The 23,847-nt window shown below is 60.9% G+C and carries 27 protein-coding genes; 11 read left to right on the top strand and 16 right to left on the bottom strand.

What is annotated here, in order from left to right:
• The 3 genes from VMH34_02275 to rsmD form a co-directional block, all read right to left on the bottom strand.
• Positions 1-201 (bottom strand): YfhL family 4Fe-4S dicluster ferredoxin (locus VMH34_02275; GenBank protein HTT07606.1); only part of this gene is annotated, 201 nt, incomplete at its 3' end.
• 9 nt (positions 202-210) lie between these two features.
• The gene (coaD, locus tag VMH34_02270) at positions 211-690 is read right to left on the bottom strand and encodes a pantetheine-phosphate adenylyltransferase (GenBank protein HTT07605.1); all 480 of its coding nucleotides are present in this window, start codon (positions 688-690) and stop codon (positions 211-213) included.
• A complete protein-coding gene (rsmD, locus tag VMH34_02265) occupies positions 687-1,277 on the bottom strand; it encodes a 16S rRNA (guanine(966)-N(2))-methyltransferase RsmD (GenBank protein HTT07604.1) in 591 nt (196 codons plus the stop codon). The genes coaD and rsmD overlap by 4 nt, the downstream gene beginning before the upstream one ends.
• A 64-nt stretch (positions 1,278-1,341) precedes the next feature.
• Between rsmD and ftsY the strand changes: the two genes are divergently transcribed.
• Entirely contained in the window at positions 1,342-2,322 is a 981-nt protein-coding gene (gene ftsY, locus VMH34_02260) for a signal recognition particle-docking protein FtsY (protein ID HTT07603.1), read from the top strand.
• Positions 2,323-2,324: 2 nt separating this feature from the next.
• Here ftsY and VMH34_02255 read toward each other — a convergent pair whose 3' ends face one another.
• Complete coding sequence (locus VMH34_02255) at positions 2,325-3,524, bottom strand: D-alanyl-D-alanine carboxypeptidase family protein (GenBank protein ID HTT07602.1); 1,200 nt, start codon at positions 3,522-3,524, stop codon at positions 2,325-2,327.
• A 199-nt stretch (positions 3,525-3,723) separates the two neighbouring features.
• Between VMH34_02255 and rpoH the strand changes: the two genes are divergently transcribed.
• Positions 3,724-4,602: an RNA polymerase sigma factor RpoH gene (gene rpoH / locus VMH34_02250; GenBank protein HTT07601.1), complete on the top strand. Its 879-nt coding sequence runs from the start codon at positions 3,724-3,726 to the stop codon at positions 4,600-4,602.
• A 7-nt stretch (positions 4,603-4,609) separates the two neighbouring features.
• Here the strand turns inward: rpoH and VMH34_02245 are convergent, their stop codons facing one another.
• Genes VMH34_02245 through VMH34_02225 form a run of 5 tightly spaced genes read right to left on the bottom strand, consistent with a single transcriptional unit; the run spans position 4,610 to position 8,550 of the window.
• Positions 4,610-5,332 (bottom strand): hypothetical protein, encoded by a 723-nt coding sequence (locus VMH34_02245; protein ID HTT07600.1) that lies wholly within the window; start codon positions 5,330-5,332, stop codon positions 4,610-4,612.
• Positions 5,333-5,345: 13 nt separating this feature from the next.
• Positions 5,346-6,260 (bottom strand): heme o synthase, encoded by a 915-nt coding sequence (cyoE, locus tag VMH34_02240; GenBank protein ID HTT07599.1) that lies wholly within the window; start codon positions 6,258-6,260, stop codon positions 5,346-5,348.
• Positions 6,261-6,282: 22 nt separating this feature from the next.
• Positions 6,283-7,269 (bottom strand): COX15/CtaA family protein, encoded by a 987-nt coding sequence (locus VMH34_02235; GenBank protein HTT07598.1) that lies wholly within the window; start codon positions 7,267-7,269, stop codon positions 6,283-6,285.
• Positions 7,266-7,853, bottom strand: coding sequence for a hypothetical protein (locus VMH34_02230; protein HTT07597.1), 588 nt, complete (start codon positions 7,851-7,853; stop codon positions 7,266-7,268). Before VMH34_02230 ends, VMH34_02235 begins: the two co-directional genes overlap by 4 nt.
• Complete coding sequence (locus VMH34_02225; GenBank protein HTT07596.1) at positions 7,837-8,550, bottom strand: SURF1 family protein; 714 nt, start codon at positions 8,548-8,550, stop codon at positions 7,837-7,839. The genes VMH34_02230 and VMH34_02225 overlap by 17 nt, the downstream gene beginning before the upstream one ends.
• Positions 8,551-8,560: 10 nt before the next feature.
• Between VMH34_02225 and VMH34_02220 the strand changes: the two genes are divergently transcribed.
• Positions 8,561-8,851: a twin transmembrane helix small protein gene (locus VMH34_02220; GenBank protein HTT07595.1), complete on the top strand. Its 291-nt coding sequence runs from the start codon at positions 8,561-8,563 to the stop codon at positions 8,849-8,851.
• 66 nt (positions 8,852-8,917) lie between these two features.
• Here VMH34_02220 and VMH34_02215 read toward each other — a convergent pair whose 3' ends face one another.
• The 6 genes from VMH34_02215 to VMH34_02190 form a co-directional block, all read right to left on the bottom strand.
• A complete protein-coding gene (locus VMH34_02215) occupies positions 8,918-9,799 on the bottom strand; it encodes a cytochrome c oxidase subunit 3 (GenBank protein ID HTT07594.1) in 882 nt (293 codons plus the stop codon).
• A 53-nt stretch (positions 9,800-9,852) separates the two neighbouring features.
• Positions 9,853-10,431, bottom strand: a complete 579-nt coding sequence (locus VMH34_02210) for a cytochrome c oxidase assembly protein (GenBank protein ID HTT07593.1) — start codon at positions 10,429-10,431, stop codon at positions 9,853-9,855.
• 3 nt (positions 10,432-10,434) lie between these two features.
• Positions 10,435-10,572 (bottom strand): hypothetical protein, encoded by a 138-nt coding sequence (locus VMH34_02205; protein HTT07592.1) that lies wholly within the window; start codon positions 10,570-10,572, stop codon positions 10,435-10,437.
• A 7-nt stretch (positions 10,573-10,579) separates the two neighbouring features.
• Complete coding sequence (gene ctaD, locus VMH34_02200; GenBank protein HTT07591.1) at positions 10,580-12,151, bottom strand: cytochrome c oxidase subunit I; 1,572 nt, start codon at positions 12,149-12,151, stop codon at positions 10,580-10,582.
• A gap of 56 nt (positions 12,152-12,207) precedes the next feature.
• Complete coding sequence (gene coxB, locus VMH34_02195) at positions 12,208-13,320, bottom strand: cytochrome c oxidase subunit II (protein HTT07590.1); 1,113 nt, start codon at positions 13,318-13,320, stop codon at positions 12,208-12,210.
• Positions 13,321-13,435: 115 nt separating this feature from the next.
• Positions 13,436-13,915 carry a DUF2244 domain-containing protein gene (locus VMH34_02190; GenBank protein HTT07589.1) on the bottom strand — a complete coding sequence of 160 codons (480 nt, stop codon included), beginning with the start codon at positions 13,913-13,915 and terminating at the stop codon, positions 13,436-13,438.
• A gap of 344 nt (positions 13,916-14,259) precedes the next feature.
• On the opposite strand from VMH34_02190, the gene miaB reads away from it, so the two are divergent.
• From miaB to VMH34_02150, 8 genes are all read left to right on the top strand, one after another.
• Positions 14,260-15,606 carry a tRNA (N6-isopentenyl adenosine(37)-C2)-methylthiotransferase MiaB gene (miaB, locus tag VMH34_02185; protein ID HTT07588.1) on the top strand — a complete coding sequence of 449 codons (1,347 nt, stop codon included), beginning with the start codon at positions 14,260-14,262 and terminating at the stop codon, positions 15,604-15,606.
• Position 15,607: 1 nt separating this feature from the next.
• On the top strand, positions 15,608-16,573 hold the full coding sequence (locus VMH34_02180; GenBank protein HTT07587.1) for a PhoH family protein: 966 nt from the start codon (positions 15,608-15,610) through the stop codon (positions 16,571-16,573).
• 2 nt (positions 16,574-16,575) lie between these two features.
• A complete protein-coding gene (gene ybeY / locus VMH34_02175; GenBank protein HTT07586.1) occupies positions 16,576-17,031 on the top strand; it encodes an rRNA maturation RNase YbeY in 456 nt (151 codons plus the stop codon).
• 23 nt (positions 17,032-17,054) lie between these two features.
• On the top strand, positions 17,055-17,921 hold the full coding sequence (locus tag VMH34_02170; GenBank protein ID HTT07585.1) for a transporter associated domain-containing protein: 867 nt from the start codon (positions 17,055-17,057) through the stop codon (positions 17,919-17,921).
• A gap of 18 nt (positions 17,922-17,939) precedes the next feature.
• The gene (lnt, locus tag VMH34_02165; GenBank protein HTT07584.1) at positions 17,940-19,475 is read left to right on the top strand and encodes an apolipoprotein N-acyltransferase; all 1,536 of its coding nucleotides are present in this window, start codon (positions 17,940-17,942) and stop codon (positions 19,473-19,475) included.
• The gene (locus tag VMH34_02160) at positions 19,468-20,469 is read left to right on the top strand and encodes a serine/threonine protein kinase (protein ID HTT07583.1); all 1,002 of its coding nucleotides are present in this window, start codon (positions 19,468-19,470) and stop codon (positions 20,467-20,469) included. Before lnt ends, VMH34_02160 begins: the two co-directional genes overlap by 8 nt.
• A 110-nt stretch (positions 20,470-20,579) precedes the next feature.
• Entirely contained in the window at positions 20,580-21,242 is a 663-nt protein-coding gene (locus tag VMH34_02155) for a 2OG-Fe(II) oxygenase (GenBank protein HTT07582.1), read from the top strand.
• Positions 21,243-21,331: 89 nt separating this feature from the next.
• The gene (locus VMH34_02150; GenBank protein HTT07581.1) at positions 21,332-22,285 is read left to right on the top strand and encodes a mitochondrial fission ELM1 family protein; all 954 of its coding nucleotides are present in this window, start codon (positions 21,332-21,334) and stop codon (positions 22,283-22,285) included.
• Between the two features lie 1,011 nt (positions 22,286-23,296).
• Here the strand turns inward: VMH34_02150 and VMH34_02145 are convergent.
• Positions 23,297-23,847, bottom strand: a 551-nt coding sequence (locus VMH34_02145) for a uroporphyrinogen decarboxylase family protein (GenBank protein HTT07580.1), incomplete at its 5' end; no start/stop codon positions are given.

Genomic DNA, 23,847 nt, shown 5'->3' with positions numbered 1-23,847 from the left:
TTCCGGATGTCCGGCATCGGGAATGATGCACTCCACCGGACAAACCACCACGCACTGCGGCTTGTCGTGGTGGCCCACGCATTCCGTGCATAGCCGCGGGGCGATGACGTAATATTCCTCGCCCGCAGAGATGGCGTGATTGGGGCAGACCGGCTCGCAGACGTCGCAGTTGATACAGTGATCGGTGATGCGCAGCGCCATGTCAAAAATCTATTTGCGCTTGGCCTTCAACGCCTTCTCCACCGCCGGATGCACGAAGGCCGACACGTCGCCGCCGAGCAGCGCGATCTCACGCACCAGCGTGGAGGAAATGAAGGTGTATTTCTCGGCGGGCGTCAGAAACATGGTGTCCACGTCGGGCATGAGGATTTGATTCATGGTGGCGAGCTGAAACTCATATTCGAAATCCGAAACCGCGCGCAGGCCACGGAGAATGACGCGCACCTTGCGCTTGTGCACATAGTCGGCCAGCAAGCCATCGAAGCCGCAGACTTCGACATTGTCGGTGTCCTTGAATGCGCTCTTCGCCAACCTCACCCGCTCCTTCAGCGAAAAGTACGTCTGTTTGGAGGTGCCGCCCGCCACGGCGACGATCACCTGCTTGAAGATATGCGCGGCGCGCAGCACGATGTCGACGTGTCCGTTGGTGATCGGATCAAACGTGCCCGGATACAGGATGGGTCCACTCATGCAGCGTCTCCTTTTGTTGTTCCTGCCTCGACCAGCATGTAACGCACCTCGCCGGCGGTCTTGTCGCGCCGGATTTTCCAGCCCGGCGGTAATTGTGGCATATCCGCGCGCCTTGCGGTTTCCAGATACACCCAGGCGCCGGGTTTCAACCAGTCCCGCGAGGCAAGCAGCCGGCAACATTCGGCGAGACAATCCAGACGGAAGGGCGGGTCCAGAAAGACAATATCGAAGGGCGTGGGGCTGACCGTGGCCAGCCACCGCAAGGCGTCGGCGCACAGAATCTCGACATGTCCGCCGTTCAATTCCTTGGTTATCGCCTGGAGATGCGCGGCCACGCGCCGATCCTGATCCAGCATCATCACCCGCGCCGCGCCGCGCGAGGCAGCCTCCAGCCCCAGCGCGCCGGCGCCGGCGAACAGGTCCAGGCACTGCGCGCCCTCGATCACCGCCGCCAGCCAGTTGAACAGCGTTTCGCGTATGCGGTCGCCGGTCGGGCGCAGATCGGACAGTTCCGGCACGGCGATGCGCCGTCCGCGCCAGCACCCGCCGATGATCCGCACCCATCCCGGATATTTTTGTTTCGCCATTGATTGTTCGAAGTCCCAGATCGTCAATGGTAGGATAACGCAAACCATATTCCAGCGTTTTTCCATGTTCGGCTTTTTCAAACGCGAAAAACCTCCAGCGCCTGCACCTCCAGCCTCCAAGGGGCTTTTTCGATCCCTGCGCGAGGGATTGCGACGCACGCGCGAAAACCTTTTCGGCGGGCTGGCTCGTCTCCTGCCCGTGGGCGGCAAAATCGATGCCGCGACGCTCGACGCCATCGAGGAAGGCCTGCTGCTGGCGGACGTGGGCGTCGAGGCGACCGGGCATATCCTCTCGCGGCTGCGCCAGCGCCACAAAGAACAGCGTCTCGTGGACGCGGCGGCATTGCATCAGGCCCTGCGCGAGGAATTGTTGGCGCTGCTTGTGCCGGTCAGCCAGCCTTTGCAAATTCCGCCAGGGCGCAATGCCCCTTTTGTCATTCTCATGGTCGGCGTCAACGGCGCGGGCAAGACCACGACACTGGGCAAGCTCGCCAGCCAGTTGAAGGCCTCGGGCCTGAACGTGATGATGGCGGCCGGCGACACCTTCCGCGCCGCGGCGGTGGAGCAACTGCAAAAGTGGGGTGAGCGCTGCCAGGTGCCGGTAGTCGCGCAGGCCGCCGGCGCCGACGCCGCGTCGGTCATCTATGACGCTTTGGCGGCGGCGCAGACGCGCAAGATGGATGTGCTGCTCGCCGACACCGCCGGCCGGCTGCACACCCGCGACAATCTGATGGAGGAGTTGAAAAAGATCCGCCGTGTGCTGGGCAAGCTGGACCCGACGGCACCGCATGAAGTGTTGCTGGTGCTGGACGCCACCGCAGGGCAGAATGCACTGGCGCAGGCACGGGAGTTTCAGGCGGCGGTGCGCGTGACCGGCATCGTGCTCACCAAGATGGACGGCACCGCCAAGGGCGGCATCCTGTTCGCCATCGCGCAGAGGTTGCGCATCCCCGTCCGCTACATCGGCATCGGCGAACAGCTCGATGACCTGCGCGTCTTCAATGCCGCGGAATTTATCGACGCCCTTCTGTCCGACGATGATTAAGGTTACCGGCGCGGGGCTTTCTTCCTGACCTTTGCTGGCGGTGGGGATTTGCCGGTAATGCCGGCATTCAGCACCTGCGGAGATTGCACCAGGCAGATCGTGTCCTTCTTCAACAGGTAGAGGCAGGCGTTGATGGCGTCCTGGGTCTTCAGCCCCACCACCAGCGCCTTCCAACTCACCACGTCCTCATTCTGGCGCTTGAGCAACGCCGGCTGACCGGCTGTCAGCACCGGCTTCAATTTCTCCCGCATTTCGGCGATGTATTTCCTCGCCTCCTCCTGCTCGTGGAATACGCCGAACAACAGCCCCCAACCCGGCAGGCGTCCCTGCACGCCGGCGCTGCGTATGCCCGTACCCAGATTGCATTCTCCGGGCTTGAGGCGAAATGGGGGCGGCGCACTGTCCCCGGGAGTAGGTTGCATCAAGGCAAGCGTGATCCCATTCTGATCATCGTTCCGCCGGGCGAAGCCATTGTTCAAAAGCCGCGTCATCCATGATGTGCGTTCCCCGCTGCTGCCCGCGCCCAGCACAACGCCGACCAGCCGGCGATTGTCGCGTACGGCCGAGGCCACCAGATTGAACCCCGACCCGCACGTGAAGCCGGTCTTCAGGCCGTCGGCGCCGGGATAACTGCCAAGGATGCCGTTGATGCTGCTGTAGTTGATGCCCTTGTAACTGAAACCGCGGGTGCCGAAATAATGATAGTACTGGGGGAAGTCATGCAGCAGCGCCAGCGCCAGCACCGCCATGTCGTGCGCCGTGGTCACCTGGCCATCGTCGGGCAGGCCGGTGGCGTTTTTGAACGTCGTCCGTTCCATGCCGAGCGTTCTGGCCTGTGCCGTCATTTTTGCGGCGAAGGCATCCTCACTGCCGCCAATGCGCTCCGCCAAGGCGAGGGCCGCATCGTTGGCGGACTGTGCGATCACCGCCATGATGGCCTGCTCGACGGTGATGCGATCGCCCTTGGCCAGCCCGAGGCGGGAGTCCGGCTGCGCAGCCACCCGGCTGGAGGAGATGAGCATTTCATCCGGCCGCAGTTCGCCGTGTTCCATGGCGGCAAGCGTCAGATATACCGTCATCATCTTCGTGAGCGAGGCGGGATACCAGCGCTGCAAGGCACGCTCCTGGTGCACCACTTCGCCAGTGCCGGCGTCGACGACCAGTGACGCATGCGGCGGCTCGGCGGCGGACACGCCGCCCATGTATATGCCCAAAACCAGCAAGAATGTTTGAACCCGATTTAAGCGGGGCACGGACTCACTCCGAGTCAAAGTGGCATAAACTACTTGCTGCCGGGAAATATCGCAACCTTTTGATTTAATTATTGGAACAAAATAGGGTTAGCACTCTCTAAAAGCGAGTGCTAGAATAATTTTGATGAGGAGAACCAAAGGAAACACTATGGCCAATGCGCTGGAATTACAACCGATTCCGACTGCGGGATCGCTTGAGGCCTATGTGCAATGGGCCAATCGCATACCGCTGCTTTCCGCGGAGGACGAGCGGGCGCTGGCATCGCGCTACCGTCGCGAAAATCATCTGCCCTCGGCGCGCCAGTTGGTCCTGTCGCACGTGCGTTTTGTCGTCAAGGTGGCGCGCGGCTATCTGGGCTATGGCCTGCCGCTGGCCGATCTGATCCAGGAAGGCACCATCGGTTTGATGAAGGCCGTCAGGCGTTTCGATCCGGCCATCGGGGTGCGCCTGGTTTCTTTCGCGGTGCACTGGATCAAGGCCGAGATACATGAATACATCATCCGTAACTGGCGCATCGTTAAGATCGCCACCACCAAGGCCCAGCGCAAATTATTCTTCAATCTGCGCAACGTGCGCCGGCGTCTGGGCTGGATGGGCCGGGATGAGGTGGCGGAAGTCGCCAGTGAATTGGGAGTGAGCGCGCGCGAAGTGGAACAGATGGAAGCCCGCATGAACGCCTATGACGCCTCCTTTGACGTGCTGCCCGAAGGGGAGGAGAGCGGCGTGGTGTCGCCTGCGAATTATCTCGAGGACCTGCGCTTCGAGCCGCAGGCGCAACTGGCGGAGGATGAGGCCGGCCAGGTGCGCCTCGATACCCTGAACACCGCCATGGAGTCCCTCGATGCGCGCAGCCGCGACATCATTACGCGCCGCTGGCTGGCTGCGGATGAAAGCAAGGCGACCCTGCATGAACTCGCCTCGAAGCACGGTGTGTCGGCAGAGCGTGTCCGTCAAATAGAAAAGCACGCACTGGGCAAGCTGCGCCTTGCCATCGGCAACTCCGAATTGCCGCCCGCCCCAATTTGAGCGGCGCTCAGCATTGCTTCAGGCGATGGCGGAACGAAAGCATATACAGCAGCATGAAATAATAGTAGTACAGCTCGGCGGTCTCGCTCCAGCGCGTCATGTTGAACGTGGGTCCAAAGTAGTAGATCCGGTGGTTTATGTTCAACAAAGTAATGGCCAGGGAAATGATCGCCGTCGGCACCACGATCGCGGTCGGCCATAACCAGAAACGCCAGTCATTCACGCTTTCGATGCCCTGTCGACGCCGCCGCCTGCCCACCGTCAGCGGATAGACGAGGCCGCCGACAAAAATGCCGACTTGCAGTACCAGTTCCGGTTTTTGATTAAACCAGCTGCTGGTATTGTGTAGATTGGTTTCGTGCTGCTTGTTGATCTTCGCCCACTCCTCCGGCGTCTTCCAATGAAACCAGTCCTGCCCCCAGTCGACCTCCTCGCCGCCGACGTAGACGCAGGCGAGCGTGCCGAACAGCAGCCACACCGCCAGCCAGCGCGACGGCAACCGCCGCCGTTGCCTGAGCAGGCTGGTACCCACGGCGGCGGCGGCAAAAGCGAAGATCCACGAGGCCTGTTCCACGAACCCCTCCTCCCCTTCCATCCAGATCAGGTAATGTTTCGCGTCGAAAAAGGCAAACAACTGCTGAAAGATCGGGAACACCAGGGGCACAAACAGCCAGGACCAGCGCGGCAGATCACGCGGTAGCGGGGCCCGGCGTACGTCGAGATCGTTCACGCGATCGCCTTGTTCAAACGGAGAACAACCCGCGCAGGATGGGGAGATAATGGTCCAGGAACAGCGCCAGGAACAGCGCCATCAGGTAGATGATGGAATAGGCGAAGGTGCGTATCGCCAGCCGATCGTCATGATCCCACTGCATGCGCAGGGCGTAATACAAAAACACGGCGTCCAACCCCAGCGCACTGATCAGGTAAAGCGGGCCGCACATGTAAGTGGCGTAGGGCAGCAGCGTGACGATGGATAGAATCACGGTGTAGAGCAGTATCTGCACACGGGTGTAATCCACGCCGTGGGTGATCGGCAGCATGGGGACATCCGCCCTGGCGTAATCGTTGCGGCGGTAGATCGCCAGCGCCCAGAAATGCGGCGGCGTCCAGGCAAAGATGATCAGGAACAGAAGCAGCGCGTTCGGGTCCACCTGACCCGTCACGGCCGTCCAGCCCAGCACGGGCGGGGCGGCGCCGGCGGCGCCGCCGATGACGATGTTCTGTGGCGTGGCCCGCTTGAGATAGAGCGTGTAGATCACCGCGTACCCGATCAGGGATGAAAACGTCAGCACGGCGGTAAGCCAGTTCACATATCCGACCAGGAGCGCCATGCCGCCGACCCCGAGGATCGCGGCAAACAGCAGCGCCTGCGGTCGGCTGATCTCGCCCTGCGGCAGCGGGCGGTATTTGGTGCGTACCATGAGCGCGTCGATGCGGTGGTCGGCCACATGGTTGATGGCGGCCGCCGAAGCCGCTGAAAGGCCGATGCCCAGCGTGGCGCAGATTAATATTTGGAGCGGCACCATGCCCGGGGTGGCGAGGAACATGCCGACCACGGCGGTAAAGACGATGAGCGTAACCACACGCGGTTTGCACAACTCCAGATAGTCACGCCAAGTGGCGTGCAATGCGGCGTTCAGGGAGGTCTGTGACATTGGTTTTAAACCGGAGACAACATCATCGTTTTAACGGAATGGTCAAGTGTAGCAAGGTTGTCACTATCAGCAAAAGCATGGCGGCCCCGGCGTTGTGCGCCACTGCAGCCGTCAGCGGCAGGCCCAGCTTGACGTTGGCGATACCCAGGCCTATTTGTATCACCAGCATCACGGCCAGCGCGGCGCCCGCGCGGTTCAATACGGATCGGTCGCTCAGCAGACAGCGGCAGGCGAGCGAGCCCAAAACCACGAATGTCAGCAGCGCGCCCAGGCGGTGCGTGAAATGAATGGCGACGCGGGCCGGCGCGTCGAGAACGCCGTATTCATAATTGATCCCCAGCCCCCGCCACAACACGAAGGCCTCCTTGAAATCCATCGCCGGCCACCAGGTATTGTGGCAGGTGGGAAAATCCACGCAGGCCATCGCGGCATAATTGGAGCTGGTCCACCCGCCGAGGGCGATCTGCAAGGCAAGCACCGCGAACGCCGCGACCGCGTGCGCGCGCAAGTCCCCTCCCCCGGCGCCGGCGGCGGCGGGCTGAAGATTGCGCAATACCAGCCACCACAAAAGCAACAGCGTGGTCATGCCGCCAACCAGGTGGAGGACGACCACCAGCGGTTTGAGCAGCAGTGTCACCGTCCACATGCCAAGCAGTCCCTGAAGAACCACCAGCGCGACCAGCGCGTAGGGCAGGATGGCGGGCCGCAGGACGCCGGGACACCGCGAACTGAGCAGTGCGATCAGGACTATTCCCAAGCCTAGGGTGCCGGCCGCATAGCGATGGATCTGCTCCTTCCATGCCTTGGCGATCTCCACGGGCCGCTGCGGAAAAGCCATGTCGGCATGTGCGATCTCCTGGGCCGCGGTTGGCGGCACCAAGCGGCCGTAGCAGACCGGCCAGTCCGGACAACCGAGCCCGGCATTGGACAGGCGCACATAGGCCCCCAGCGCCACGACGCAAAACGCCAGCACGGCGGTGCCCAGCACCAGTCGATGCAATAAAATCATGACACCGTCTTGGACGCTCTCAACAAACGTTTCAGATCGTTCAGCACGCCGCTCATATCCGGATGCGGTGGGTAGAGCATGATGATGCCGCCCCGATAATCGATTATCACCAGTCGAACCTCGATGGCGGCGGGATCATGGAGGGCCAGCGCTCGCCGCAGTTCCTGCATGGCCTGAGACGTCAGCGGCAGCTTCAAAGCCCTTGGGTCGGGCAAGTCTGCGCCCGCCTCCAGAATCACCGCAGTGCTGACGCGAATTTTTTCGCCCTGTAATGCCTCCCGGATGCGCCACAATCGATCCCAGCCATCGGCGCAGGCGGGGCCGCACGCCCTGCCATCCTCAATCAGCGCCAGCGTCCACTCGCCGTAACGATGCGGCAAGCGGGTTCGATCCGCGGCAGGAAGCCACGGGTCAAGGGCAATGGCGGGCACGATCAGCGTGCCGTAATTGGTGTGGCCCTTGGGCACCCAGTTCAGGCGCCCGCTGCTCAACAGCCAGGCCAGCAACACCGGCAGCGAAAACAGGCCGAAGACCGCCAGTATCACCCAGCGGCCACGCGGCGCGGCGTCAGCCGGCGCCGGCACGGCGGCGTCCCCTGGCGGCGAGCACGATAAACAGGATCAATACGGCGAGGGCCATGGCGAACCACTGCACGGCATAACTCCAGTGCCGGTATTCATCGCTGCCCGGCGCGGTCCAGGCGCGCACATAACCTCCCGGCGCCTGCGGATCCAGCAACACCAGATAAGGCAGGAGCGGCATCCCGACTACACGCGCCAATATGTCGTAATCCACACGTTGCACTCGCCGCACGCCGCCGGGCAGTGTTTCCACCTGCTCATCCCCGTGCAAGGAGATGCCCCTTGCTGGTGCCGTGGAGATCAAACCGCGCACGGCGATGTCGCCAGTCGGTGGTTGTTCGACGGTCACCCGATCACGGGTCATGCCCAGGGGCATCCAACCCCGGTTGATCAATACCGTTTCCCTTGATGCCATCGCAAAAGGCGTCAAGACCAGATAACCGGGTTGTCCATCGTGACTCTGATTGTCCAGCAGCACTTCCGCGTCCGCGAGATAGCGGCCGGTGAGCGTGACGTTGCGGCCGTTCAGATTCTCGACCGGCTCGCGCGCTATCCGGGTCAACGGCGCCGCAGGCATCTGTTGGTGCGCCAGGTAACGCGCGTACGCCGCGTGTTTCTGGTGGGCGCGATCCACCTGCCACACACCGAGGCGCACCAGCCCGGCGATCACGAGCACCGTCACTATGAACCACCCCAACATCGCACGACCCATGCCCCAGGACCCCCGAACCCATCTTCACGCCATCCACGATATACTGCGCCGCATCCCAATCACACACCTGCCCATGATATTCAAACTATTCGTCATCGCGTTATTTGGATCCGTGATTCTCTCCCTCGGATCGGCGTTGTTCCATCTGGTCCGCGGCCATGGCCAGGACAATCGCACGGTCATTTCCCTGACCTGGCGCATCGGGCTTTCCGTTCTTTTATTCATCCTGCTGTTCATCGCCGCCGCCCTGGGTTGGATCCATCCCCACGGAATTTCCCCCCATCCCTAGGCACGGGATAAAAAAAGGCGCTGCCCTTGAGGCAGCGCCCTTTTGTTGGCCATCAACAGCCGTTCTTCAGAGCCAATAGACGAAGATAAACAGGCCCAGCCAGACCACGTCGACGAAGTGCCAGTACCACGCCACCGCTTCAAAGCCAAAATGATGGTTCGGCTTGAAATGGCCCTTGAGGCAGCGGATCCATATCACCGTCAGCATGATCGCACCCAGCGTCACGTGCAGCCCGTGGAAACCGGTCAGCATGAAGAAGGTGGAACCATAAATGCCCGAATTCAGCGTCAGCCCCTTTTCACGGTAGGCCTCGCCGTACTCGTGTGCCTGACACAACAAGAAGGCCACACCCAAGGCAATGGTTAGAAGCAGAAACAGGATCAGCACGCCTCGCTTGTTGTGCTTCAGCGCGTGATGCGCGATGGTCACCGTCACGCCGCTCGACAACAGCAGCAGGGTATTGATCGCCGGGACGCCGAAGGCCGGAATGACCTCCTTGATCTGCATGAACAGGGAGGTGTTCGGCGTGCTCAGCAACGGCCACGCCGCCGTGAAACTGGACCACAGGTATTGATGCGTCGCCACCTTGTCGCCCTCGCCGCCCAGCCACGGCACCGACAGCTGCCGGGCATAGAACAGAGCGCCGAAAAAGGCGGCAAAAAACATCACCTCGGAGAAGATGAACCACGCCATGCCCCAGCGGAAACTGACGTCCACCTGGCCGTTGTACTGCCCGCCCTCGCTCTCGCGGATGACCGTGCCGAACCAACCAAACAGCATACCGAGCATGACCAGCACGCCGAAGAGCATGATTGCTTTGCCGGCCGTGTGGCCGTCGAGCGTCAGCGCGAAACCGCCCAGCAGTGAAAACAGGCCGATGGAGCCGGTGATGGGCCAGCGACTTGGATCGGGCAGATAATAACCTGTACCGGTGTGTGTGCCTGACATAGCTTCCCCTTTAGCGTTGTTTGCGTTATTGCCTTTCGATTAATTCGAAGGTCTCAAGACCCCTGCTTCCCCGTCGGTTTGACGTCCTTCGCCGCCGTACTGTTCTGTACGCGGAAAAATGTGTACGACAGCGTCAGTGTGGCCTGATCCCCGGGCAAATCCGGATCGACCACGAAACGAACCGGCATTATCCGGTGCTCGTGCGCCGCCAGTTCCTGCTGCTGGAAGCAAAAACACTCGGTTTTTTTGAAATACCGCGCCGCCGTGTTCGGCGCCAGGCTGGGCACCGCCTGGCCGGTGGTCGCTTCGTCGGCGTGACTCTCGACCGCGAACTGTGCCTCCGTGACCTCGCCAGGATGGACTCTTATCTTGTGGGTCAGCGGTGCGAAATCCCACGGCAGGCCGGCGCTGGTGGAGGTGACAAATTCCACGGTCACCCAGCGGCTCTTGTCCACCCCCTTGCTGGCGGCCTGGGCCTCCGTCTCGCGCCCGGTCTTGCCGCCCAGGCCCGTGATGGTGCAGAAGGCGTTGTACATCGGCGGCATGACCACGAACCCGAAAGCGAACATCACCGCCGTCACCAGCACCAGTTTGCGCACCGTGCGCGCGGTATTGCGTTCTCGCTCGTTCACCGCCTACCTCCAGTGCATGAGGATGAAACCGCCGTAGAACGCCGCCGCGACCAGCCCCAGAAGCATCGCCAGCCGGAGGTTGCGCCTGCGTCGATCGCGTTCATCATGAGCGCCGGACAATTCCGCGGCCGCCACCGTCATTCACGTCTCATTTGACCAGCGGCGGATTCACGAAGCTGTGATAGGGCGGGGGCGATGGCAGTATCCACTCCAGTCCCTCGGCCCCCTCCCACACCCGGTCGGTCGCCTTGGCGCCGCCGCGTATGCATTTCACGATCACATACAGGAACAGGAGTTGTGTGGCACCAAAACAGAAGCCGCCGATGCTGGAGACCATGTTCCAGTCGGCAAACTGCACCGCGTAGTCCGGAATGCGGCGCGGCATGCCCGCCAGCCCCAGGAAATGCTGGGGAAAGAACAGCACATTCACGAAGATCGTCGACAGCCAGAAATGCCATTTGCCCAGTGTCTCGTCGTACATGTGGCCGGTCCACTTTGGCAGCCAGAAATAAACCGCCCCCATGATCGCGAAGATGGCGCCCGTAACCAGGACGTAATGGAAGTGCGCCACGACAAAATAGGTGTCCTGGTACTGGAAGTCGGCGGGCGTGACGCCCAGCATCAGGCCGGAGAAACCGCCGATGGTAAACATGACGATGAAGCCCAGCGCGAAGAGCATCGGCGTCTCGAAGGTCATGGAGCCGCCCCACATCGTCGCCAGCCAGTTGAATATTTTAACGCCGGTCGGCACCGCGATCAGGACGGTGGTGTACATGAAGAACAATTCCCCGGCGAGCGGCATGCCGACGGTGAACATGTGGTGCGCCCAGACAATGAACGACAGGAAGGCGATTGAGGCCGTGGCGTACACCATCGAGGCGTAACCGAACAACGGCTTGCGCGCGAAGGTCGGCACGATGGCGGAGACGATGCCGAAGGCCGGCAGGATCATGATGTACACCTCCGGGTGACCGAAGAACCAGAAGATGTGCTGGAACATGACCGGATCGCCGCCGCCGGCGGCGGAGAAGAAACTGGTGCCGAAAAATTTGTCGGTCAGCAGCATGGTCACTGCGCCGGCCAGCACCGGCATCGCCGCGATGAGCAGGAAGGCGGTGATGATCCACGTCCACACGAACAGCGGCAGCTTCATGAACGTCATGCCGGGTGCCCGCATGTTGAAGACCGTGGCGATGATGTTGATGGCGCCCATGATCGAGGAAATGCCCATGATGTGGACCGCAAATATGAGGAAGGGAAAAGCATCACCGGTCTGCAATACCAGCGGCGCGTACATCGTCCAGCCGCCGGCGGGAGCGCCGCCGGGCATAAACAGCGTGGACAGCAGCAGGGTGAAGGCGAAGGGCAGCAGCCAGAAGCTCCAGTTGTTGAGGCGCGGCAGCGCCATGTCGGGGCTGCCTATCATCATCGGGATCATCCAGTTCGCCAGCCCCACGAAGGCCGGCATGACCGCGCCGAAAATCATGACCAGCGCGTGCAGCGTGGTCATGGAATTGAAAAACTGCGGGTCCACGAATTGCAGCCCCGGTTTGAACAGCTCCGCACGAATGACCATCGCCATCGAACCGCCTATGAAGAACATCAGCAGCGCAAACGACAGATAAAGCGTACCGATGTCCTTGTGGTTGGTGGTGGTGATCCAGCGCATCAAGCCCTTCGGGTGATGGGCATGATCATCATGATGAGCATCGTGTGTCATATATTTTGATCCTCTCGTCAGTCAAGTCGCAATGATGAATGGACGCCCCGGAAACCTCAATATTCCGCCACCTGCTTGGGTTGCACCACATCGCCTGCGGTGTTGCCGAAGGAGTTGCGCTCATAAGTAATGACGGCGGCGATTTCCACGGCGCTCAACGTCTCCTTCCAGGCCGGCATCAGGTTTTTGCCGAACAGTACCCTATCGATGTGTTCATCGGGTGTGCCGTTGGCGATCTTGCTGCCGGCCAGCGCCGGGAAGTTGCCCGGCACGCCCTTGCCATCGGCCTGGTGGCAGACGGCGCAATTCTTGGTGTACACCTCCGCCCCCTTGGCCATCAACTCCTCCTTCTTCCATTCGCGGTTCGGGTCGTTGGCCGCGGCTTCGGCCAATACCGCTGCCTTCTTCTCTTCCACCCATTTGTTGAACTCGCTCTCCTCCTTGGCGACCACCACGATCGGCATGAAGCCGTGATCCTTGCCGCACAGCTCGGCGCACTGGCCGCGGTAAGTGCCGGGGGTTTCGACCTTGAACCAGGATTCATTGATGAATCCCGGAATGGCATCGCGTTTCACGCCAAGATCCGGCACCCACCAGGCGTGGATGACGTCGTTGGCCGTGGTCAGAAGACGGACCTTCTTGCCCACCGGCACCACCAGCGGCTGATCCACATCCAGCAGGTAATTGTCCACGGTATGGGGATCAATCCCCGATTTGGGCTGGCGCACCTTGTTGCTCTCGGCGGCCAGCACGCTGAAAAAACTCAGGCCCTGATCCAGATAATCGTAATGCCAGCGCCATTGGTAGCCCGTGGCCTTGATGGTCATGTCGGCATTGCCGGTGCTTTCCATCGCGATCAGCGTGCGCGTGGCCGGGATGGCAACACATACCAGAATAACGAATGGAATCAGCGTCCAGACGATTTCCACCGTGGTGTTTTCGTGGAAATGGGCCGCTTGGGCGCCTCGGGACTTCCGGAACTTGAAGATGGAATAGAACATCACGCCGAACACCAACACGCCGATGACCACGCAAATCCACAGCACGGTCATGTGCAGGTGGTAGATATTCTGGCTGGTGGGCGTAACGCCCGGGCGCATGTTCAATGCCCAGTCCGCGGACGCCACCGCCGGACACAGCAACACCAGTGCCGCGATCAGCCGCCCCATCCCGCGCAACAACGCCCCGTTCCCCCCGCCTGTCATTTGGCCCCTTGCTTGGCTCATTGTTCAGATACTCCTCGCCTGTAGTTATTCTCGCATGGCACCGGTATACCGGTGCCGTTCATGGTTTCCGCAGAACCTGCTTTAATCTTTGCGCCAGGATCTGGCGCTCGTCTTCAGTCAGGAATTTCCCTACTTCCAACTCGCGACCATGTGACCCGAGCATCAACCGGCTGGGATACCAGTCTACTGCCGGCTTGTACAGCGACACCCTGACCCATGCGCGCTGAAAGGTCCGCACGTTTTCCGGCCGGCGGTGTCCGCTTTCGATCACCACTTCCCGATCATCGACCCGCAGTACCTCGCGCGCCGCGCCGCGCCGCTGGCAGTAGTAGAGGGCGGCCGCCAGCGCCAGTATCTCCAGACCCGAGAATGGCAACACCAGCGTCAACCCCGCGTAACAAAACGCCAGACCAATGGTCAGCGCCACCGCCGTCATGGCCGCAATAACCCGCCGCACATCCTCCCAGCGGAGTGATTGGTTGGGCGCCAGAACAAATTGGCAGGGGCTGGTTTCGCGTCCCGGGTTTTCGTAAATCACATCTTGCGTCTGCTGCCGAGCAGCGTCTTTGCACCACTCTAATTAGGAATTGTACGCTTTAAAAGGCGCCTGTTTCTGGCGCGGAATGCTAGCCTAGCAGTCAAGGGAACGCAAGAATTCCGCGCCAGATTGGTGCCGACGGCTGTTAAATCGAGTCCACAACTCTCCGGGAACGCGCGGTAATGCGTGACAGCCGTGCCCTCAATGGGTAAAAAAGGAGGGCTTCGGCCAGGCAAGGTGGACCAGCATCTCTCCAAACCCGCTGACGGAGGGCGCGTGGCGCTTTAGACTATAATTTTCAGGATAATGCCTTCGGCCCTGGCTGTGGCGTGAACCATCCGGCGATGAGACAAAAACTGCACATCAAGACGTTTGGCTGCCAGATGAACGAGTACGACTCGTCCAGGATGGCGGCGGTGCTCGCCCGTTCGCATGGTTTGACGCTCATCGACGACCCGGCGCAGGCCGATGTGCTCCTGCTCAACACCTGTTCCGTGCGCGAAAAGGCGCAGGAAAAACTGTTTTCGATGCTGGGCATGTGGCGCGAGCACAAGCGGCGTAATCCGCGTCTGGTCATCGGCGTGGGCGGCTGTGTGGCCAGCCAGGAGGGCGCCGCGCTGTGGGAGCGCGCGCCTTACGTGGATATGATCTTCGGCCCGCAGACGGTGCACCGCCTGCCATCGCTGCTTGACGCGGTGCTGCGCGAGCGCCGCCGCGTCATCGACGTCAGTTTTCCGGAGATTGAAAAATTTGACCGCCTCCCCGAACCGCGTGCCGAGGGCCCGACTGCTTTTGTTTCGATCATGGAAGGCTGCAGCAAGTACTGCACGTTCTGCGTGGTGCCCTATACCCGCGGCGAGGAATTCAGCCGGCCGTTCGACGAGGTACTGGCCGAAATTTCCGGGCTGGCGCTACAGGGGGTGCGTGAAGTGACGCTGCTGGGCCAGAACGTCAACGCCTATCGCGGCGCCAGGCACGATGGTGGCGTTGCCGACCTGGCGCATCTGATCCGCTACGTCGCGGCGATCGAGGGCATCGGTCGTGTCCGCTTTACCACATCGCATCCCGTGGAGTTTTCCGACGCCCTGATCCATGCTTATGCCGAGGTGCCGGAGCTGGTCGAGCACCTCCACCTGCCGGTGCAGAGCGGCTCGGATCGCATCCTCGCACTCATGAAACGCGGCCATACCGCGCTCGAGTACAAGGCCAGGATCCGCAAACTGCGGCGCGTGCGGCCCGGCATCAGTGTGACTTCCGATTTCATCATCGGCTTTCCCGGCGAGACTGACGCCGATTTTCAGGCGACGATGGACTTGATCGAGGACATCGGATTCGATCAATCCTTCAGCTTCATCTACAGCCCGCGTCCCGGCACGCCGGCGGCCGGCCTGCCCGACGAAGTGCCGATGGAGGTCAAGAAACGCCGCCTGGCCGTCCTGCAGCAGCGTATCAGCGAAATGGCCGACGCGGTCAGCGCGGCAATGGTCGGCCGCACCGAACGCGTTTTGATCACCGGCGCCTCGCGCAAGGATCCCGATCAGTTGTGCGGGCGCACAGCGAACAACCGCGTCGTCAACTTCACCGGAGATCCCGCGCTCATCGGCCAATTCGTTGATGTGCGCATCACCGCCGCCCTGTCCAATTCCCTGCGCGGTGAATTGCCGCCCGCCGCCGTGCCTGCAGCCGCCTGATTTGAGCACGACGGCCGTCGATTTGTTGCTGGAGCCGCAGGACAATCTGCGGCTGGCCAATCTTTGCGGCCAGTTCGACGAACACCTGCGCCAGCTGGAACGCCGCCTGGGAGTGGAAATCAACAACCGCGGCAATGCCTTCCGGGTGATTGGCGAGAATGACGCCGCGGCGGCGGCCGGACGCATTCTTCGCGATCTCTACGCCACCACGCAAACGGCCACACTGACACCGGCGGCGGTGCATCTGCATCTGCAGCGGGCGGGCATTGAAGAGGGTGAGCCGGAGGAAGGCGCGGATGAGCAGGCCTTGCGCACCCGCCGCGTGCAGATCCGCCCCCGCGGCGCCAACCAGCGTCATTATCTGGAGGCCATCCGGACACACGAGGTGAATTTCGGCATCGGCCCCGCCGGCACCGGCAAGACTTATCTGGCGGTGGCCTGCGCCGTGGAAGCGCTGGAAAGCGAGCGCGTGCGCCGTTTGTGCCTGGTGCGCCCGGCGGTGGAGGCTGGCGAAAAACTCGGCTTTCTACCCGGTGACATGGCGCAAAAAATCGACCCTTACCTGCGGCCGCTGTATGACGCGCTCTACGAGATGCTGGGCTTCGAGAAGGTGGCCAAACTCATCGAGCGCAACGTCATTGAAGTCGCGCCGCTGGCATTCATGCGCGGGCGGACCCTGAACGATGCCTTCATCATCCTGGATGAGGGCCAGAACACCACCGTCGAGCAGATGAAGATGTTCCTGACGCGCATCGGCTTTTCCTCCACCGCCGTTGTCACGGGCGACATCACCCAGGTTGATTTGCCGCGCGGGAAACCCTCCGGGCTGCGCCATGTCATCGACATATTGAAGGACACGCCGGGGATCAGCTTTACCTTCTTCAAATCCAAGGATGTGGTCCGGCATCCCGTGGTGGCCCGTATCCTCGACGCTTACGACGCCCACGACCACGGCGATTCGACCTGACGATGGGGCTTGAAGTCACCGTTCAATACGCGGTGAATCGTCGCGGCCTGCCGCGTGCCGACACCATCGCGCGTTGGGTAGCGGCAACCTTAAAGGACCAAAAGCGCCACGCCTCCCTGACGATCCGTTTTGTAGGTAATAAAGAAATATTTAAATTAAATGAATGCTTTAGAGGTAAGCGAGCACACACAAATGTATTATCATTCCCGGCCAGTAATGCGTTCGGCCACAACCCGCATGGCCTTGGTGATATAGTGATCTGCAAACCGGTGGTTACGAGGGAAGCCATGCTGCAACGTAAAGATTTACGGGCGCATTGTGCCCACATGGTCGTGCATGGTGTGCTGCATCTGCTGGGCCAGGATCATGTCCGCGCCCGCGATGCGGAGAGGATGGAGCGGCGGGAGATCGCCGTGCTCGCGACCCTGGGATACCCCAATCCGTATTTTTCGGTCTGAACTGCTTGTAGAACGTCATCTCCATGGACAACGATCCCCCTCCTCCTGCCCGCGGTTCCTGGTTCAAGCGGCTGCGGCGCGCCCTGCGCGGCGGCGCCTACACACCCGCGGAACTCATCGAGTTGCTGCGGGATGCGGAGCGGGCCAATCTGCTCGACACCGATACCCTGGCCATGATGGAGGGCGCGCTGCAGGTGTCCGAGATGCAGGTGCGCGACATCATGGTGCCGCGTGCGCAAATGATAGTGGTGGAGGAAACCGCCGAACTCAAGGAGTTCCTCCCCATCATCATCGAATCCGGCCATTCGCGTTTCCCGGTTGTGGACAAGAAGGGGCACGTTGCCGGCATCCTGCTGGCCAAGGACCTGCTGTCGTTCCTCGCCGACAAGACAGCGCGCCGGTTCATACACAAGGATGTGCTGCGTCCCGCGGTGTTCGTACCGGAGAGCAAGCGACTCAACATCCTGCTGCGTGAATTCCGTTCCAGCCGCAATCATCTCGCCATCGTGGTGGACGAGTACGGCGGTGTGGCGGGGCTGGTCAGCATCGAGGATGTGATCGAGCAGATCGTCGGTGAGATCGCCGATGAACACGATATTACCGACGTGGGTTTCGTCAAGCCGCATGGCGCCAATCGCTACACCGTCAAGGCACGCATGCCAATCACCGAATTCAATACTTACTTCGGCACCGATTTCAACGATGCCGATGTCGATACCATCGGCGGCCTCGTGCTGCGTGAACTGGGCCACCTGCCCAAACGCGGCGAGCGCCTGACTTACCGTGGTCTGAATTTCCTGGTTTCACGCGCCGACCGGCGCCGCATCCACACGCTGCGCGTCCTGCGTCCATCGCGTGAGGCCGAACCGCCACGGCTGGCCGCCGGCTGATCTGCATTCAAATAATTATTGTCGCTCCTGCGCTCCGTGCGCCTGCACCGTTTATTTGCCTTCTTTACCCGCGGCGATCTGCTGGCGCTCATCGCGGGGCTGACGTTGCCCCTCGGTTTCGCGCCTTTTGGATTCAACTTCCTGCCCCCCTTGTCATTGGCGATGCTGTTCCGCCTATGGCGGGACGTTGTTCCCGCGCGCGCCTTCCGGTACGGCTGGATATACGGCCTCGGCATGTTCGGCGGCGGCGTGTACTGGATACAGATCAGCATTCATCAATTCGGGTTGCCGGTGCTGGCCTTTTCCGTTTCCATGACGGTGTTGTTTGTCGCCTTCATGGCCCTGTATCCCGCGTCAACCGGATGGATGGCGGCGCGCTTTCCATGTGCCTCCCCGTCATGCCGGCTGCTGGTGTTGTTCCCTGCATTGTGGACGTTGAGTGAATGGCTGCGCGGCTGGCTGTTTACCGGATTCCCCTGGCTCAATCTCGGTTACAGCCAAATCGACAGTCCGCTGTCCGCCTTCGCGCCGGTGATCGGCGTGTACGGGATCAGCCTTGCCGTGGCCTTGCTGGCCGGTGGTCTGGCGATGCTCGGCCTGCGACACTGGGTGGGGGTTGTCCCGTTTTTCCTCATCGGCGGGCTGGCCTGGATATTGAACTCGGAGGCCTGGACCCAGCCCCAGGGCGAGCCGGTGGAGGTGGCGTTGATGCAGGGCGGCATCGAGCAGGCCGTGAAATGGGACCCCTCTCAGCGGCAGGCGACCATTGATCATTATCTCGCGCTGACGCGTCCGCATTGGAACGCACGCCTGGTAATCTGGCCCGAGACCGCCATTCCGGCGTTTTACTCCGAGTTGCAGGATTTCTTTCCCGTGCTGCATGCCGAAGCCGCCGGGCACGGCAGCGCGATGCTGATTGGCGTACCCTACAACCCGCCGGATGACCGGGGCCGTTACTACAACAGCGTGATTGCACTGGGTATGGGCCAGGGACGCTACGACAAACGACATCTGGTGCCGTTCGGCGAGTACATTCCGTTCGGCAGCCTGCTCAGGCCCATCCTGTTTTTCCTCAAAATACCGATGTCGGACTTCAGCCGCGGCGACGCCGTCCAGCCCCTGATCCATGCAGCAGGCATTCCCGTCGGCGTTTCCGTCTGCTACGAGGATGCCTTCGGCGAGGAGATGATCGCCGCGTTGCCGGCCGCGCGCATGCTGGTCAACGTCAGTAACGACGCCTGGTTCGGCGACTCGGTCGCCCCGCACCAGCATTTGGAAATGGCGCGCATGCGCGCCAGGGAAACCGGCCGTTATCTATTGCGCGCCACCAACAACGGAATTACCGCCATCATAGACGCGCAAGGCCGCATTGCCGCGCGCGCGCCTCAGTTCATCCCCTATGCGCTGGTCGGTAAGGCACAGCCCTACGCGGGGGCAACGCCATATGTGCGGTTCGGCAACATGCCGATACTGCTCGTGCTGGCCGCCGCCATGCTTGTTGCGGCGTCGACCGGGGTATGCAGATTTTCCCGCCGCGCGCCATTCCGTGTCTGACGCCGCCGCCGCGCCATTTTCCGGGTTGACTCCGGAGCGTTTGCTCGCCGCCGTTGAAGGAATCGGTTATCGCTGCGACGGGCGTCTGCTGGCCATGAATAGTTATGAAAACCGCGTTTACCAGGTCGGACTCGAGGAAGACGCGCCCATCATCGCCAAGTTTTACCGTCCGGCGCGCTGGACGGATGCCGCCATTCTGGAGGAGCACGCCTTCACAAAGGAACTGGCGGAGCTGGAAATTCCGGTCGTGCCGCCGTGCCGGGACGCAGGCGTCATCACGCTGCACCATTACGAAGAACTGCGCTTCGCCCTCTATCCGCGCCAAGCGGGAAGGGCGCCCGAATTGGACAATGACGATACGCTGATGTGGCTGGGCCGCTTTATCGGCCGCATCCACCGCGCCGGGGCGAGCCGCGCCTACGTTCACCGGCCCAGGCTCACCATCGAAAACTTCGGCGAGCAGCCCAGTCGTTTTTTACTGGAACAACGTTTCCTGCCGGAGGATTTGCGGCCGGCTTACGAAAGCATAGCCCGCGATTTATTGGCGGCGGTGCGCGGGCGATTCGCGCAAACCCAGGACGTGCAGTGGCTGCGGCTGCACGGGGACTGCCACCCCGGCAACATATTGTGGACCGACGCTGGGCCGCACTTCGTCGATTTCGACGACAGCCTGACCGGCCCGGCCATGCAGGATTTATGGATGCTGCTTTCCGGCGATCCCGATGCCATGAGCCGGCAGCTGTCGAAAATTCTTGAGGGTTACATTGAATTCATGGAGTTCAACCCGGCGGAATTGCGCCTCATCGAGGCCCTGCGCAGCCTGCGCATGATTCATTATGCGGGCTGGATCGCGCGCCGCTGGCACGATCCCGCCTTCCCGATGGCCTTCCCGTGGTTCAACACCCAGCGCTACTGGCAGGATCACATCCTCTCGCTGCGGGAACAACTCTCCGCCCTCGATGAACCTCCGCTTGAAGTTCACCGATCTTTTTAAAACGGCCGCATGAATCAACCCGATTGTGTATGCTTGCAAAGTTAGGTAAGTTCAGAAAACGAAAAATTTCGGCACCCTATCCACGCAGATGAAGCAATGAGGATTTATTCATGACCGGTACCGGTATCAGTATCGCGAACTGTTTCGTACGCAGTCTCAAGAACAGCGAAAAGCACACCCATCCTTTTCCTTACTGGTTGCTCAAGGATGTTTTGCCACAGCCGACTGTCGACGCCATTCTGGCCCTGCCTGTTGAACCGGCAAAGGTGGCCTACACGATGGGGACGCGGGAGTACAATAACGCATCGCGTACTTATTTCGACGCCGAAAATCTCAAGCGTTACAAGGTTTGTAACGAGGTGGCTGAAGCCCTGCAAAGCAGGGAGGCCGTCACTCAGGTCGAACAGACCTTCGGCATCAACCTTAAAAACAGTTTTTTGCGGCTGGAATATGCCCAGGACTCAGACGGCTTCTGGCTGGAGCCGCACACCGATATCCGCGTAAAACTGCTTTCGTTGTTGATATATCTCTCCAAGGAGCCGGAGGCGGAAACATTGGGCACGGACATTTATGATGGAAACAAGAAGTTTTTCAAAAGCACGCCGTTCAAAAGCAATCATGCCCTTGCCTTCGTACCCGCCGCCGATACCTGGCACGCCCTGGACAAGCGGCCATTCCCCTGCGTGCGCCGCACGCTTATCGTGAACTACGTGACCAATGAATGGCGCAATCGCTTCGAGCTCGCCTATCCCGAGATGCCCATTTCTTATTAGCGTTGTAAATTTCCATTGGCCATTTACCCGCACGGTCAGCCGGTATGCCGGCTGAAGTATTTTCTCCACAGAGCGAGTCAGGCCTGACGATGCATTGCTGGTTTCTGAGCGAACCGAATGTGGGGATGGAAGTCCAGTGCCGCGCCCTGGCCGAGGCGCTCTGCGACAATCCCATCCGCAAAACCCTCACCGCACGGATGCCGTGGAAGTTCCTGCCAGCGTGGATGTGGTGGTCTCCATTCGCCGCCATCGGGCCGGGAAGCGACACGCTGGCTCCCCCCTGGCCCGATCTCCTGATCAGCTGCGGCCGTTACGCCGCCGGCGTGGCGCTCGCCATCAAAAAGGCGAGCAACGCCGGGGTATTCACCGTCCATATACAAAATCCGCTGGTGCCGCTGGCGCTGTTCGATGTCGTGGTCGCGCCGCGACACGACCGCTGCGAAGGCAAAAACGTCATTACGACCATGGGATCACTGCACGGCATCACCCCCGCCCTGCTCGCCCGTGAGGCGTCGCGTCTGGCACCCGCGCTAATGCATCTCCCGCACCCATTGGTGACGGTTCTGGTGGGTGGCAAAAACAAGCGTTATTCATTTGGCGCGCAAGAGGCAGAGCACCTCGCCCGCCAGCTCATACGGGCGATGGAAAAATACGGCTGTGGGATGGCGCTGACCGTCTCCCGTAGGACCGGAGCACAGATCACGGATATTCTGAAACAACGATTGCGGAATCATCCCTGCGTCATCTGGGACGGTCGGGGTGAGAATCCATATCTGGGCTTCCTCGGCGCCGCGGACCATATCGTGGTGACCTGCGACTCGGTCAACATGACGACCGAGGCGTGCGCCACCGGCAAACCCGTTCATGTCATCCACCTGCCCGGCGGATCCCCCCGCTCCTGGGACTTTCACCGCGCCATGGAGTCCGCGGGCATGACCCGGCGCTTCACCGGAGAGCTGGAACAGTGGAACTACGAGCCCTTGCTGGAAACGGCGCGGGTGGCCGAAGAGATCAAACAACGAATGCGTAAAGCCGATCGATGATGCAGGAGCCAACGTCCGTGACTTGCTGGGTTTACCGTTTCAATTGATACTGGATATAGCACATGCCATTGAGCAACTTCCCCATGAGTATCCAACCAGTTAGTTCAGTCGGTAGCCGCCATTCTTATCCGGCAAACCCACGTCATCTAACTTATGTTAGCCTTCGGGGAGAGGGCGCTAGTCCATATTGACTGCAGCATGTACTGCAGTATAAACTGCCATCCGAACTGATATAGGGGGGTGGTTTATGGGACTTATGGTTCAAATCCACGAAGCACGCCAACTTGATGATGACGTTTGGAAGGCACGCCTTTCACCATCTGAACTCCGGTTTCTTGACCCCAAAGCCGAGAACGCTGGCCCTCTTAGCATCCTTCTGCTAACCGAGGACCCATCATTTGATCGGGAGGCTCGCTGTCTCTCGTTCAATCCCTCGACGGTCAAGTTATTGAACGCTGGAACATCAGACACAGCTATCTTAGTCGGGAGTAAAGTAAACGAAACACACCGTGTCGCTGCTCCGAAGGGGACACAAGGGGCCACCGGCTCTGGCGACGCAAAGTTCCTTCAATCGTTGCCGCCCGCACTAAGGGATCTCGGAACACAACTTCTGCGCGAGGTTCGTAGCCACTTTCCGGGCGACCTAGCGTTCTATCCGGCATCGGGGAAGTACGTTGAAGCACCAGATAACTTTTGGACGGTCAGGCCACAACCTCGAGATGGCTCTTTCCGCATCACAGTCCGGGGGCGACCCGTATTCTTTCAAAGCACACGGACGCTTGAACTAAAGCCCGATATGACTGGCTACTCTTCCTTCAAAGTCGCGCGACCCGGGCAAATCGACGAACTCATTCGCGTGCTAAAGCAAGTCCGTCGGAAGTGAGCCGAGGGCTTAACCTACGGCTGCAGAGGACGCGCCGAGAAGCATTGCTGTGCTTTGCTGGCATCTCGTGCCGGCGCGCTCCCTGAGCCGCAGCGTTAGCCATCTGTTTTGAGTGGCCTCGGTCCTTGTCATCGATCGGCCGCGCTGAGTTCGTGGACGGCGTCGACAAAGACGCGGGCATGTTCGGGATCGACGTCGGGAGTGATGCCGTGGCCAAGGTTGAAGACATGACCGGGATGCGGGCCGTAGCTCTTGAGGATCGCCGCGACTTCCGCACGGATGCGCTCCGGCGTGCTCAGTAATATTGCGGGGTCCATGTTGCCCTGCAACGCGACGCGATCGCCGACACGCTTGCGCGCCTCGCCGATGTCCACGGTCCAGTCGAGGCCTACGGCGTCACAGCCGGTGCCGGCAATACTTTCCAACCACTGGCCGCCGCCCTTGGTAAACAGGATCGATGGCACGCGCCGGCCTTCATGCTCGCGCAGGAGTTCATAGACGATCTGGTGCATGTAGCGCAGGGAAAATTTCAGATAGTCTTCCGTGCCGAGCACACCACCCCAGGTATCGAAGATCATGACGGCCTGCGCGCCGGCCTCGATCTGGGCGTTCAAATACGCGGTCACCGAATGCGCGAGCAATTCCAGAAGTATATGCAGGGTTTGCGGTTCGTCGCGCA

Source organism: Gammaproteobacteria bacterium, from assembly GCA_035501935.1.
Lineage (GTDB): Bacteria > Pseudomonadota > Gammaproteobacteria > JAJPIJ01 > JAJPIJ01 > JAJPIJ01.
The sequence above is the reverse complement of the archived record's forward strand: the minus strand, read 5'-3'. Positions and strand labels throughout refer to the sequence as shown.